Below are 13,183 nucleotides of genomic sequence, written 5' to 3'. Positions count from 1 at the left end.
GACCGAAGATCATGAGATTGTTCCGTTTTCAGCCAAGATGGAAAATCTTGCCGGGGTTGAAGATATTGTCCGGATCGAGCGAGCGCTTGACCTGCCGCATCAGATCGACGGTGCCGCCGAGCTCTTGTTCCAGAAATGACATCTTCCCCTGCCCGATCCCGTGTTCGCCGGTGCATGTTCCATCCATTTCGAGCGCCCGGGCATTCAATCGCGCCACGAAATTCTCGACGGCCGAAACGCCCTCGCTGGTCTTGTCGTCGAAAAGCACAAGCACATGAAAATTCCCGTCGCCGGCATGCCCGACGATCATCGCCAGCAATCCATTCGCTTCGATATCTGCCTGCGTCTCGGTGATGCAATCCGCCAGCCGTGAAATAGGAACACAAACATCCGTCGAAAGTGCGGCAAGCTCGGGCGCCAGCGCCCGCGACGCCCAGTAGGCGTTATGGCGGGCCTTCCAGAGTCTGGCGCGCTCTTCGGCATTAACGGTCCACAGGAATTCGCCGCCGCCGCATTCGGTAGCGATTTCGGCAAACTGCTGCGATTGCAGCGCGACGGTCTCGTCGGTACCGTGAAATTCGAGAAACAGCGTCGGCGTTTCCTCATAGTCGAGGTTCGAATAGGCGTTGCAGCACTTGATCTGCAGCGCATCGAGAAGCTCGATGCGGGCGACCGGAATGCCCATCTGGATGGTCATGATGACAGCGTCACAGGCCGCCTTGATCGTCGGGAAGGCGCAGACGCCGCCGCCGATCTTCTGCGGAATGCCCTGCAGCCGGAGCGTCACCGAGGTCAGGATGCCGAGCGTGCCCTCGGAACCGACAAAGAGCCGCGTCATGTCGTATCCCGCCGAAGACTTGCGCGCCCGCCGCGCGGTGCGGACTTCCTCGCCACTCGCGGTGACTACAGTCACCGACAGCACGTTGTCCTTCATCGTTCCGTAGCGCACGGCGTTGGTGCCTGAGGCGCGCGTCGAGGCCATGCCGCCGATCGAGGCATTGGCGCCGGGATCGATCGGGAAGAAGAGACCGGTATCGCGCAGATAGACGTTGAGTTCTTCGCGGGTGATACCGGGCTCGACGGTGCAGTCCAAATCCTCGGCATTGACTTCGAGAACACGGTTCATCCGGCTGAAATCGATCGAGATGCCGCCATTCGGCGCGTTCACCTGCCCCTCCAGCGACGAGCCGGTGCCGAAGCCGATCAGAGGTACTTTGTGCTCCGCGCAAACCCTGACGGCGGCTTTCACATCATCGGCGGTCTCGGCAAAGAGAACGCCATCAGGTAGCTGCGCCGGAATATAGGTGGTCGTGTGGGCGTGCTGGGCACGAAAGGATTCGCCGGTCTGGAGGCGCTCGCCGAAGCTCTGTTTGAGGATGCCGAGAACCGCGGCGATCCCCGCCTCGTTGCGCAATCCGGATTTCGCGTCCTTGAGAGCCATCCCGTTGATCTCCAATACATTCCACCATCGACAGGCAGGCTGGTATGAGACAACTGGGAAGACATGTCCAGTCAAGATTAACCGTAATCAGGATGATGAAGGGGCGGCCGTTTGCATGAAGCCGCCCCTGCTATCAGCGGTCAGACGATCGGCGGATTGAGCCGGGCAAAGCCTTCTTGTCTACGGTAAGGAAAGTAGGGATAAGGCGCCGTCTGCGCGCTGACGCTATCCAGCCTGCCGATCTGCTCCTTGGTCAATGACCAGCCGACGGCGTCGAGGTTCTGGCGAAGCTGGGCTTCGTTGCGGGCGCCGATGATGACGCTTGAGACGGTCGGACGGCTGGTCAGCCAGTTGATGGCGATCTGCGGCACCGTGCGGCCGGTTTCCGCTGCGATCGCTTCGAGCACATCGACAATGTCATAGAGCTTCTCGTCGTCAACCGGCGGGCCGAATTCCGCCGTCTGATGCAGGCGGCTGCCTTCGGGCAGCGGCTGGCCGCGGTGGATCTTGCCGGTCAGACGGCCCCAGGCAAGCGGGCTCCAGACCAGCGCGCCGACGCCCTGGTCAGCACCGAGCGGCATCAGTTCCCATTCATAGTCGCGGCCTGCCAGCGAGTAATAGACCTGGTGCGCGACATAGCGCGGACGGCCGTTGGCATCGGCGGCGGCGAGCGATTTCATCAGCTCCCAGCCGGCGAAATTGGAGACACCGGTGTAGCGCAGCTTTCCGGCCGCGACGAGACCGTCGAGGGTGGCCAGAACTTCCTCGACCGGCGTCGAAGCATCGAAGGCGTGCAATTGCAGCAGATCGATATAGTCGGTGCCAAGACGGCGGAGCGCGGCGTCGACAGAGCGGATCAGACGCGACCGCGAAGTCCCCCAGTCTGCCGGTCCGTCGCCGGTGGGCAGCCCGGTCTTGGTCGAGATCAGCACCTGATCACGCTTGCCGCGGATCGCCTGCCCCAACACCTCTTCCGAAGCGCCAGCCGAATAGACATCGGCGGTGTCAAACAGATTGACGCCGGCCTCGAGGCAGATATCCACCAGCCGCCTTGCCTCGGTGGCATCGGTATTTCCCCAGGCGCCAAACAGCGGCCCGGATCCGCCGAAGGTGCCGGCACCGAAACTGAGCACCGGAACGCGCAGGCCGGATCTGCCGAGATTTCTGTATTCCATGGTCTTTCTCCTGTTGTTGCAACAGAGATAGACACTGCGAATACCGCGATATAGATTGCCGCAAAGAAACTCATCTATGACTTGAATTCATCATGAGCAGACAGGACATCAACCGCTCGGGCGAAATGGAAGTCTTCGTCCGGGCCGTCGAACTTGGCGGATTCTCGGCGGCGGCCGCGGCCTGCCGCATGACGCCGTCCGCCGTCAGCAAACTGATGACCCGCCTCGAAGCGCGGCTCGGCACACGCCTAATCAACCGCTCGACCCGCAAGCTGCAACTGACGCCCGAGGGAACCGCCTTCTACCAGCGCAGCGTCACCATCCTCGCCGATATCGCCGAGGCCGAACGCTATGCCTCGGCAGGCGAGCAGGCCACCGGTCCGATCCGCATCAATACCAGCGGCTCCTTCGGCAATCATATCCTCGCACCGCTGGTGCCGCAGTTCATGGCACTGCATCCCGGCATCACCCTCGACATCACCCAGACCGACCGCATCGTCGATCTGATGGAAGAACGCGCCGACGTCGCGATCCGCGCCGGTCCGATGAAGAGCTCCAGCCTCGTCGCCCGCAAGCTTGGCAGCACGCGCAATTTCATTGTCGCCTCGCCGGACTATCTCGCCCGGCATGGCGAGCCGAAATCCATCGCCGATCTCGAAAAGCACTGCCGCGTCGGCTTTTCCTATTCGCGCGCCATTCAGGGCTGGCCACTCATCAGCGATGGCCAGACGGTCAACGTGCCGGTGACGCCCGGCGTGCAGGTCAGCGATGGCGAAGCGATGCGCCATATGGCGCTCGCCGGCGCAGGCATGGCCCGGCTCGCAGCCTTCACGCTACGGCAGGACATTGCCGCTGGGAGACTTACCGTCGTCATGGAAGCCTTCAATCCCGGCGATATCGAGGATTTCTATGCCGTCTATATCGGCCAGGGCGGCCCGCTTCCCGCCCGCGTTCGCGCCCTCCTCGATTTTCTGGCTACCCACGCCAAGCTATGAGCCTCCACACAGCTAGCTCTAAAAGGCGAATTGGCAGAGGCCGCAAAGCATAGTTGTGTTCTTCCCGGCAACGGAGGGACACCGAGATGCAAGCCAAGACCAACCCGAAAATGAGAGGAATGACCGTTCTGTCATCGACAGGAGCGGTCCTTGCGATGCTGACATCGCCGGCAAGTGCCGAGACCAAGACGGTGACGACAAAGCCGACCGCGGCGACGATGACGCCGGGTGAGCCGGTGCTATTCGACGACAAGACCTGCCCCGCCGGGATGATCGCAAAGTTCACCAAAGCGAAAAGAAACAACAACATCAGCAAGAAATGCGTTCATAAGTGAATGAACCGGCCACTCGTCTCACACGCATCGCGTGCCACCGGTGATGGTGGCGCGCAATGCCAGATTTTGCAGTTGACCCTGACGCGCGCTGGCAAATATACCGGCACTGCGCCCCGGCATCCCCCGCCGGTCTGAGAAGTCATGCCGATCCCTGCCCTCAATCGCCCCGCGCGGTAAACCCGATCGGCCAACAAGATCGCATCGATGCCGTTCAAAGCCCTTGCCAGCGTCCTGCCTTCGAGAGCGAGCCTGCCCCGCTGGGCGATCCTGCTGGCGTTTTCGACGCTTCTGGTTCTCGGGCTGGAAATGCTCGGCCTGCCGGCATCGCTGCTGATCGGACCGATGGTCGCAGCGATCGTTCTCGCGTTGACCGCCTCGAAATCGCAGCTCCGCGTCCCGCGCTGGCCGCTGCTCTTCGGCCAGGCACTCGTGGGCTTCCTGATGGCCCGCGCCATCACCATCGACATCATCCAGACAATGGCCGACGACGCCCTGCTCTTCCTGTCGATGATCTTCTCGATCATCGCTGCCGCGGGCTTGCTCGGCTATGTCCTGACAAAATGGCAGGTCCTGCCAGGCACGACCGCCGTTTGGGGCTCGTCGCCCGGTGCCGCCTCGGCGATGACCATCATGTCGGAAGCCTATGGCGCCGATGCCCGCCTCGTCGCCTTCATGCAATATCTGCGCGTCGTCTTCGTTGCCGTCGCCGCCTCGGTGGTCTCGACACTCTGGGCAAGTGCGGAAGGCACTGAGCCGCCACCGCTGATTTTCTTCCCGCCGATCGACTGGCCGGCTTTTGCCGCAACAATGGCGCTGACCTGCCTCTGCACCTATGCCGCCGCCCGCTTCCGCATTCAGGGCGGCACGATCATCCTGCCGCTGATCGCCGGATCGACGCTGCAAGGCCTCGGCGTGCTGACCATCGAGCTGCCGCTCTGGCTGCTCGCGATCAGCTACGCCCTGATCGGCTGGAGCATCGGCCTGCGCTTCACGCCTTCGATCATCGCCCATGCCGCGCGCGCCCTGCCGCGCGTGGCCGCCTCGATCCTGACGCTGATGTCGATCTGCGGATTGATGGCCTTCGCGCTTCACAAGCTCGCCGGCGTCGATCCCCTCACGGCCTATCTGGCGACCAGTCCCGGAGGCGCGGATTCCGTCGCCATCATCGCTGCATCGAGCGATGTCGACGTGCCCTTCGTCATGGCGATGCAGGTCGGGCGTTTCCTGGTGATCCTGTTAACCGGCCCGATGCTCGCCCGCTTCATTGCGCGAAAGAGCGGACTGGCGATGAGCCGCGTCTGAGCGAGGCCCACTGCCCCGGCGTCATGCCATAGGCCTTCTTGAAATGCCGGTTGAGATGGCTCTGGTCGGCGAAACCGGTCGCAAAGGCAACCTCCGGCAGTTTCTCGCCTGCAATGATCAGCGCCTTTGCCTGCTGCAGCCGCCGCATCAGCAGATAGCGGTGCGGACTGGTGGCGAAGGCGGCGCGGAAATGCCGGGACAGCGTGAACCGGTCGAGGCCGGTCACCGTCTCCAGTTCGCTGGAATGAACGGCGCGCGTCGCATGCGCCTCGAGATAGTCCCGTGCCCGCCGCGCCTGCCGCCAGGCGATCTTGCCGATCGGGCGGACCGATGCACCAGCGTGCCGCACCAGGCCTCCCGCCACGTCGGTCAGAAAATCGTCGACGAACAATCCGTCCAGCTCACCATCGAGATCGGCAAGCGCGCCGAGCAGCACGCCAGCCATCGCCGCATCGCCGAACACGGGTTCATCGACGAACGGAAGCCCCACCTTCTCCATCTCCAGACAGTCGGCGACCAGCGCCGGCTCGATATAGAGCATGCGGTATTGCAGCCCATCCTCGGTTCCCGCACCGCCGTCATGTTCCTCGTCCGGATGCAGCACGATCACCTGCCCCGGCATGCTGAAACGCCTCTCGCCACGATAGCTAAAGGTCTGCACACCCTTCAGCGTCACGCCGATCGCATAGGTGTCGTGCCGGTGCGGCTCGAAGGCATTGCCTGAAAACTGCGCCTCGATGCGCTCGATCCCCGGAAATGCCGGCGCGGTCAGGATCCCGTCGCCCGCAAGAGGGGCGCACAAATGTTCAAGACCCGCAAAGACCGTTGAATTTACATCCTCGCTCAAGGCTACCTCGAAACGCATCTGAAAGACTGGAACATGTTTGATACCAAAATTGCGATCGTCCTGCGAAACAATCTTGCATCCTGGCAGACGCTGAATGTCACAGCCTTCCTGATGAGCGGCATCGCCGGACGGCACCCGGAGATCCTCGGCGAAGCCTACAGGGATCGCGCCGGAAATCTCTACAACCCGCTTTCCATACAGCCGATCATCGTGCTGTCGGCCGACGACGCGACGATATCAGCCGTTCACCGGCGATCTCTTGAGCGCGGCGTTGCGACGTCGATTTTCATCGAGGAAATGTTTGCCACCGGCCACGATGCCGCCAACCGCGCCGTCTTTGCAGAATTCGCGCCCGATGACGCCAAGGTCGTCGGCATCGCGCTGCGCGCCGACAAGAAGATCGTCGACAAGATCACCAAGGGCGCATCCATGCATGCCTGAACGAAAACGGCCGGGCGATGACCCGGCCGTCTGCAATCGAGAAAGACGAAATCAGCCCTGGGTAACCGGAGCGATCTGGATTTCGACGCGGCGGTTCTGCGCACGGCCCGCTTCCGTCGCGTTCGATGCGACAGGCTGAGACGGACCGAAGCCCACGGCCGAAACGCGCCGCTGATCGATGCCCTGGCCGCCGAGATAATCAGCAACCGACAAGGCGCGGCGCTGCGACAGATCCTGGTTATGCTGCAGGCTGCCGGTCGAATCCGTGTGGCCGTTGACGTCGATGAGCGTGCGGTTGAACTTGCGCAGCACGATCGCGACCGAATTCAGCGTCTGATAGAAGCCCGGCTTCACCGCATCCTGATCGACGTCGAAAGTGATGTTCGACGGCATGTTGAGGATGATGCTGTCGCCGTTGCGGGTCACCGAGATGCCCGTGCCTTCGAGCTGCTGGCGAAGCTCCGCTTCCTGTTGGTCCATGTAGTTGCCGATCGCGCCACCGGCAAGCGCACCGACGCCGGCCCCGATCAGTGCCGCGTTGCGCGCACCATGGCCGCGTCCGCCGAGCGCTGCCCCTGCCAACGCGCCGCCAACGGCACCCAGCATCGCACCACCCGCGGTGTTCGACATCTTCTGCTCGCCCGTATAGGGGTCGGTCGTGGTGCAGGCGCTCAGATAGCTGGCGGCAAGCGCCAGAAGAAGGAATTTCTTGATCATGGGCAGAAGGCTCTCCGTTCGAAGCTGACCCGAGCAAATATTAAGGAATGCGGCAACAAGATGAATGCGATCATCCGATAGCCCAAAATTCTGGAAATGCACACGCAGGACTGCCAACTGTGCCCGGATATCACCAGTTTTACGAAGTGGCCGAACGCAAATCGCCCGGGATGGCCCGGGCGATTCGATTTCAGCTTACAGAACTCAGATGCCCTGGAAGAGCTGGGTGATCGTGTTGTAGCTCGCATTGGCGATCTGCAAAGCCTGCAGACCGAGCTGCTTCTGCGTCTGCAGGGCGGCCAGCCGGCCGCTCTCCTCTTCCATATTGGCGTCCACGAGGCGTCCGATGCCGGACGTGTAGGAATCGGTCAGCGACTTGGCGAAATCGTTCTGCAGGTCGATGCGCTTTTCGAGCGCCCCGAATGACGAGCCAACGGTCGTCATCTGCTTCAGCGCCGCATCGGTCACGCCGATCATATCCTTGATGTCGTCAGCCGAGCTATTGGCGTCGAGTCCTATCTCGACCTGACCGGCCGTATTTCCCTCTTTGCTGAACATCATCACGTAATTCTTCGCTGCACCAAGCTCGGTCGCAAAATGATCCGTGGTCAGCGCCCCATATTCACCGGTGCCGCCAGCGCGGTCGTCGACCATATAGCGGGCGTCCTGAGAGGTCGTCACACCAGTGGACGGCATATCGATGTGATAGGTGAGCGTCGAGACCTTGACCGATCCATCATCGCCCCGAATGAACGCCGCCGGGATTTCCTTCGGCTTCGTCGGATCGTCTTCGTCGGTCAGCACCACCCAGTTGTCGCCGTTGAAGCTCGCAGCTTCAGACACCGAGCGCAGCTGCGCCTTCAGCTGGGTAATCTCATCGTTGATCTTGGTCTTGTCGACACCGTTCTCGGTGGCCGCAACCAGCTTCGATTTGATAGTGGAGACGATCTCGATGGCGCTGGAAACCGCGGTATAGGCGACCCCCATGGTGGCCGCCGCCATGCCCAGAGCGTCCTGGATCGCGCCGTTCGCCTTGTTGTCGGTGCGGACGGTCGTGGCAATCGCCCAATAGGCACCGTTGTCCTTCGCCTTTTCGACGCGAAGGCCCGAGGAAACATGATTTTGTGTCGTGGTCAAATTGCGGTTGGTATCGCGCAGGATATGAAGCGCCGCATCAACCGATGTGCGTTGAAAGATACTCACAGAACTAGAACTCCGAACACAACTATACGCAACTAACTGACATGACCGGGTCCGCGAAACGTCATGTTCGGGCGCTGAAAATCAGCGGAAAATGCACCTCCAAAAACGCCGGAGGCATTGATCGGTCACGAGGCGATCATTGCCGCTTATACTTAAAAAACGGCTAACATTCGCAATTGATTCACGCTGTTTTGCAATTGCTCGTTGACTATAAAAAGGTGCCGCGGACGAGCCGCGGCACCTTCTCGAAATAGAGCCGCAATGCGCTACTCGGCGGCCTGGAGCTGCTGTGGATCCGGCACCGGTTTCGGGCGCGCCGCATCCGACATTTCCTCGTGCAGCCGGGCCTCTTCATGGGCATGCGGCTTGGCGAAGCGGGCGATCAGAAGGTAAGCGACCGGGGTGATGAACAGCGTCACCAGCGTTGCGAAACCCAGCCCGCCGACGATCACCCAGCCAAGCGCGACACGGGCTTCGGCACCGGCACCATGCGCAAAGACCAGCGGAACGCCCCCAAGAATGGTCGCGATCATTGTCATCATCACGGGACGTAGACGAAGCTCGCAGGCCCGCTCGATCGCCTCGCGCACCGCTACGCCATGATCGCGCAGCTGGTTGGCGAACTCGACGATCAGAATGCCGTTCTTCGCCATGACGCCGACAAGCAGCACCAGGCCAATCTGGCTGTAGATGTTGAGGCTCGATCCGGTGATGATCAACGCAAAGACCGCGCAGGCAAGACCGAGCGGCACCGTCGACATGATGATCAGCGACGACAGCACGCTTTCGAACTGCGCCGCCAGCACCAGGAAGATGATGACGATCGCGAAGCCGAAGGTCAGCGCCATGCCGCTGGAATTTTCCTCCAGCGTCGCCGCTTCCGCCAGCGGCAGCAGCCGGGCGCCCGGCGGCAGCAGCGGCGTTGCGATCTCGGTGACCTGCTTGACGGCATCGCCGAGCGACATGCCATCCTTCAGACCCGCGGTGATCGCCACCGAGGCCAGCTGCGATTCGCGGTTCAGCTGCGGCGCCACCGAGCCTTCCTTCAGCGAGGCGATGACCGACATAGGCACGATCTTGCCGTCTCCGGTTTTCAGGAAGACGTTTTCGAGATCGGTCGGATCATCGATCGGCCGTGTCGTCGAGGTCAGAAGCACCGGATAGGACTCACCATCAACGAACACATCGACCACCGAACGCCCCTCCAGCAGCGACTGGATCGCCGTCGAAAGACCGGTGATATCGATACCGAGATCGGATGCCCGCTCGCGGTCGATCGCCACGGAAACCTGCGCCTGTGATGGCTCGTTGGTCAGGCGCGGCGTGTCGTACTGACCGGTGGCATCGAGTGCCTGAACGAGCTTCAGCGCTGACGCCGTGAGATCGTCGTAATTGTTGCCGATCAGCGCCAGCTGCAACCCGTTGCCGGCGCCGCGAATGCGCAAGCTGTTCGAGGAGATCGCGTTGCCGCGCAGCGCCGGAACGCGCGATGCCGCCTGGTTGATATCCTGGACGATCTCCGCCTGCGTCCGCTCGCGCTCGCCCCAGGGCGCAAGGGTCAGCACCATGAAGCCGCTATTGGCCTGGCCGCCCTGTCCCGAAATCGAGAAAACGTTGCGGATATCACCACTATCGACCAGCGGCTGCAGATATTCCTCGACGCGCTGCATCTTGTCGCGCGTATATTCGAGGCTGGAGCCCTGCGGCGCCGTCAGCCGCATCATTACCATGGCGCGGTCTTCGTTCGGCGTCAGCTCGCTCTTGACGGTCGAGAAGGCGATCAGCGCCGCGCAGCCGAACAGCAACGAGGCGACGATGACCACGAAGGGCGCATTCAGGCAGCGCTGCAGACCCCATTTATAGGTATCGGCAAACAGCGTTCCGAAGCGGCCGAGCAGGCCATGATCTTCCTTCATCGGCTTGGTCAGCATCCGCGACGCCAGCATCGGGCAGAGCGTCAGCGCCACCAGCGATGAAAGGCCGACCGAGAAGGCGAGCACGAAGCCGAACTCCCGGAACAGACCGCCCACCTGCCCCGGCAGGAACGACAGCGGAATGAACACGGCGGCCAGCGTTGCCGTTGTTGCGATGACTGCGAAGAACACTTCGCGGGTGCCGAGAACGGCCGCAGCACGCGGCCCCATCCCCTCGGAGCGCCGCCTGACGATGTTTTCGAGCACGACGATCGCATCGTCCACGACGAGGCCCGTCGCCAGCACGATCGCCAGCAGCGTCAGGATATTGATCGAGAAGCCGACCATATAGATCGCCGCCAGCGTGCCGATCAGCGCCACCGGCATGCTGACCGCCGGGATCAGCGTTGCCCGCCAGTCGCGCAGGAAGAGATAGATGACGGCGGTGACGATGACGGCAGCCAGAATCAGCGCCAGCTCGACCTCATGGATCGCGCCGTCGATGAACACGGCATCGTCGCTAGTAATGGCGATCTTGGTGCCCTCCGGCAGCGTCTTCGACAGCTGCTCGACGGCGGCGTGGATACCGGTCGAGATGTTCAGCGTATTCGATTGCGCCTGGCGGATGATGCCGAGACCGATGCCCGGATTGCCGTTGGAGCGCAGTGCCGTTTCGCCGTCGCGCGGTCCGAGCGTGACGGTGGCGACATCGCCGAGCCGGACGCGATCCTGCAGGATGACGTTCTGGAAATCCTCCGGCGTCTGCAGATTGGCCGTGGCACGTACGACGATATCCTGCGTCGTGCTTTTCAGCGAGCCGGCAGGCACGTCAAGCGCCGAATTGGCGAGCGCCTGCGTCAAATCCCCGACCGTCAGGCCGCGGCTAGCCAGTGCGCTCTGATCGACATCGACACGGAACACCTTCTCCTGGTCGCCATATTCCTCGACATCGGCAACGCCATCGACGGAAGCGAGCCGGTCGACGATCTCGTTTTCGACGAGCAGCGTCAGGTCGTCCATGTTGAGCGTGCTGGATGTCACCGCGAGGCGCATGATCGCCTGCGAATCCGAATCCGCCTTGACGATCTGCGGCGCATCCGCGTCATCGGGCAGGTTCTGGGTGATGCGGCCGATCGCATCGCGCACGTCGTTGGCGGCAACCGCCAGATCGATGGAATCGGAAAACTCCAGCGTCACCCGGCTCTGGCCGAACTGCGACTGCGAGGAGATCGACTTGAGGCCGCTGACGCGAGCAACCGCGCCCTCGATCACCTTCGTCAACTCCTGATCGATGGTCTGCGGCGAGGCGCCATCGAATGTCGTGCGCACGGTGACGACGGGACGATCGACGTCAGGCAGTTCGCGCACCTCGACGCCGACATAGGCGGCAAGGCCTGCGACGACCATCAGTGTATTGAAGACCAGCGCCAGGATCGGCCGGCGCACGAAGAGCGCAGTGAAACTCTGCTTGCCGGAGGCGCGCTCGGGAATCTCGGTCACGCTCATTGGGTTGCCACTCCGTTGCTGGAGGCAACCTCGTTGCTGACGCGCACCGCCCCGCCCTCACGCACACGCTGCAGGCCCTGGGTGACGATCGCGTCGCCATCCTTGATATCGGCCTTGACGAGAACGAAGTCCGGATTGCGCTGGACGATGCTGACGCGCACCTTGTGCGACTTGCCATCGGTGACCTGCCAGACGAAGGAACCCTGCGAATCCCACTGGACCGACAGCGGATCGACCGCCGGATATTTGTCGCCCGCAAACTTCATGCCGACATTGAAGGACATGCCGGCGCGAAGCTCGTCTGACGTGTTGTCGATACGCGCCCGGATCCGCAGCGTGCGGCTGGCGGCATCGATACGGTTGTCGACCGCTTCGACTGCGCCCGAGAACACCTGCCCCGGACGCGCAACCGACGTCGCATCGACCGGCTGGCCGACGGACACCGTGTTGGCGAACCGCTCCGGCACCCAGAAATCGACGAGGATCTCGCTGCGGTCGTCGAGCGTCACGATCGGCGTGCTTGTCGTGACGTTGTCGCCGATATTCACAGGCACGATGCCGACAATGCCGTCGATCGGCGCAACGATATTGCGGCGCGTCAGGTTGAGGTCGGCGGCCTGCAGCTGCAGCCGCGCGCCCTGCTCGGCGATCTCCGCATCGAACACATCCATGCGCGAAACGCTGGATTTGATATTGTGGTAGAGATTGGACTTCTCGAGCGCCGCCTTCAGCGCAACTTCGGCCTGGCCCTTGGCGATTACCTGCTCTTCGCTATCGAGCGTCGCCAGAACCTGACCGGCCTTCACCTTGTCGCCGGACTTGATGTGGATTTCGCGTAACGTGCCCGTCGCCTGCGGTGTCACGGCGACGGAGCGGATCGCATCGCCGGTGCCGATGGCGCTCAGCTGATCGTTGACCACACCCTGCACCACGGCCTGGGTCACCACCAGCACGGCGCCGTTTCGTCCGCCGCCATTGCGCCGGTTGCCGCCCTCACCGCGGCTCTGGCCTTCGCCGGCCGCTGGCGCCGCTGCATCCGCGGTTTTCTCCGAAGAGGAAATCTTTGAAACGAGACTTTCGGGAACCCCGGCATTTCTCAAACTGTCAGCCGAACCCGGCACAAAAAATATCCATCCGACAAAACCGGCAGCAATCACGATAATAGAAAGAATAAACTGCTTCCAGAAAGCCATTCACGTCTCCAGAGGGACTCGAGGTTGGACCAGGGTCGGTCGAAAGAGGCGTATGGGGCAAGATTCCCGCCTGTCTGCGGCAATATCACCCCTTTACAGACCGGCTTCAAGCGTA

The 13,183-nt window shown here is 62.1% G+C and carries 11 protein-coding genes; 4 read left to right on the top strand and 7 right to left on the bottom strand.

Annotated features, from left to right (window positions below; translation table 11 throughout):
* Positions 1-28: 28 nt before the first annotated feature.
* On the bottom strand, positions 29-1,441 hold the full coding sequence (locus tag AC1DV9_RS05075; protein WP_477946497.1) for an FAD-binding oxidoreductase: 1,413 nt from the start codon (positions 1,439-1,441) through the stop codon (positions 29-31).
* A 140-nt stretch (positions 1,442-1,581) separates the two neighbouring features.
* Positions 1,582-2,616, bottom strand: a complete 1,035-nt coding sequence (locus AC1DV9_RS05070; protein WP_477946495.1) for an aldo/keto reductase — start codon at positions 2,614-2,616, stop codon at positions 1,582-1,584.
* A gap of 92 nt (positions 2,617-2,708) precedes the next feature.
* On the opposite strand from AC1DV9_RS05070, the gene AC1DV9_RS05065 reads away from it, so the two are divergent.
* From AC1DV9_RS05065 to AC1DV9_RS05055, 3 genes are all read left to right on the top strand, one after another.
* On the top strand, positions 2,709-3,611 hold the full coding sequence (locus tag AC1DV9_RS05065; protein WP_112537726.1) for a LysR family transcriptional regulator: 903 nt from the start codon (positions 2,709-2,711) through the stop codon (positions 3,609-3,611).
* A gap of 86 nt (positions 3,612-3,697) precedes the next feature.
* The gene (locus tag AC1DV9_RS05060) at positions 3,698-3,946 is read left to right on the top strand and encodes a DUF6719 family protein (RefSeq protein ID WP_310294668.1); all 249 of its coding nucleotides are present in this window, start codon (positions 3,698-3,700) and stop codon (positions 3,944-3,946) included.
* A 204-nt stretch (positions 3,947-4,150) separates the two neighbouring features.
* The gene (locus AC1DV9_RS05055; RefSeq protein WP_477946493.1) at positions 4,151-5,248 is read left to right on the top strand and encodes an AbrB family transcriptional regulator; all 1,098 of its coding nucleotides are present in this window, start codon (positions 4,151-4,153) and stop codon (positions 5,246-5,248) included.
* On the opposite strand, the gene AC1DV9_RS05050 is transcribed toward AC1DV9_RS05055, so the two are convergent.
* Positions 5,208-6,113, bottom strand: coding sequence for an AraC family transcriptional regulator (locus tag AC1DV9_RS05050; protein WP_477946491.1), 906 nt, complete (start codon positions 6,111-6,113; stop codon positions 5,208-5,210). The genes AC1DV9_RS05055 and AC1DV9_RS05050 overlap by 41 nt on opposite strands.
* A gap of 15 nt (positions 6,114-6,128) precedes the next feature.
* Between AC1DV9_RS05050 and AC1DV9_RS05045 the strand changes: the two genes are divergently transcribed.
* Complete coding sequence (locus AC1DV9_RS05045) at positions 6,129-6,536, top strand: DUF2000 family protein (RefSeq protein ID WP_112387019.1); 408 nt, start codon at positions 6,129-6,131, stop codon at positions 6,534-6,536.
* A gap of 51 nt (positions 6,537-6,587) precedes the next feature.
* On the opposite strand, the gene AC1DV9_RS05040 is transcribed toward AC1DV9_RS05045, so the two are convergent.
* The 4 genes from AC1DV9_RS05040 to AC1DV9_RS05025 all read right to left on the bottom strand — a co-directional run bounded on the left by AC1DV9_RS05040 (position 6,588) and on the right by AC1DV9_RS05025 (position 13,068).
* Positions 6,588-7,253 carry a YiaD family glycine zipper/OmpA-like lipoprotein gene (locus tag AC1DV9_RS05040; RefSeq protein ID WP_112515899.1) on the bottom strand — a complete coding sequence of 222 codons (666 nt, stop codon included), beginning with the start codon at positions 7,251-7,253 and terminating at the stop codon, positions 6,588-6,590.
* 204 nt (positions 7,254-7,457) lie between these two features.
* Complete coding sequence (locus AC1DV9_RS05035) at positions 7,458-8,456, bottom strand: flagellin N-terminal helical domain-containing protein (RefSeq protein ID WP_112515898.1); 999 nt, start codon at positions 8,454-8,456, stop codon at positions 7,458-7,460.
* A gap of 266 nt (positions 8,457-8,722) precedes the next feature.
* Positions 8,723-11,875, bottom strand: a complete 3,153-nt coding sequence (locus tag AC1DV9_RS05030; RefSeq protein WP_112537729.1) for an efflux RND transporter permease subunit — start codon at positions 11,873-11,875, stop codon at positions 8,723-8,725.
* A complete protein-coding gene (locus AC1DV9_RS05025) occupies positions 11,872-13,068 on the bottom strand; it encodes an efflux RND transporter periplasmic adaptor subunit (protein ID WP_477946489.1) in 1,197 nt (398 codons plus the stop codon). Before AC1DV9_RS05025 ends, AC1DV9_RS05030 begins: the two co-directional genes overlap by 4 nt.
* Between the last annotated feature and the right edge of the window lie 115 nt (positions 13,069-13,183).

The organism is Rhizobium sp. 01L410 (genome assembly GCF_056400165.1).
The sequence above is the reverse complement of the archived record's forward strand: the minus strand, read 5'-3'. Positions and strand labels throughout refer to the sequence as shown.

Coding starts and splice junctions, on each gene's coding strand:
- AC1DV9_RS05030 (WP_112537729.1), bottom strand. CDS start 11,875: ATGAGCGTGACCGAGATTCCCGAGCGCGCCTCCGGCAAGCAGAGTTTC.
- AC1DV9_RS05065 (WP_112537726.1), top strand. CDS start 2,709: ATGAGCAGACAGGACATCAACCGCTCGGGCGAAATGGAAGTCTTCGTC.
- AC1DV9_RS05060 (WP_310294668.1), top strand. CDS start 3,698: ATGCAAGCCAAGACCAACCCGAAAATGAGAGGAATGACCGTTCTGTCA.
- AC1DV9_RS05025 (WP_477946489.1), bottom strand. CDS start 13,068: ATGGCTTTCTGGAAGCAGTTTATTCTTTCTATTATCGTGATTGCTGCC.
- AC1DV9_RS05070 (WP_477946495.1), bottom strand. CDS start 2,616: ATGGAATACAGAAATCTCGGCAGATCCGGCCTGCGCGTTCCGGTGCTC.
- AC1DV9_RS05045 (WP_112387019.1), top strand. CDS start 6,129: ATGTTTGATACCAAAATTGCGATCGTCCTGCGAAACAATCTTGCATCC.
- AC1DV9_RS05055 (WP_477946493.1), top strand. CDS start 4,151: ATGCCGTTCAAAGCCCTTGCCAGCGTCCTGCCTTCGAGAGCGAGCCTG.
- AC1DV9_RS05075 (WP_477946497.1), bottom strand. CDS start 1,441: ATGGCTCTCAAGGACGCGAAATCCGGATTGCGCAACGAGGCGGGGATC.
- AC1DV9_RS05040 (WP_112515899.1), bottom strand. CDS start 7,253: ATGATCAAGAAATTCCTTCTTCTGGCGCTTGCCGCCAGCTATCTGAGC.
- AC1DV9_RS05050 (WP_477946491.1), bottom strand. CDS start 6,113: ATGCGTTTCGAGGTAGCCTTGAGCGAGGATGTAAATTCAACGGTCTTT.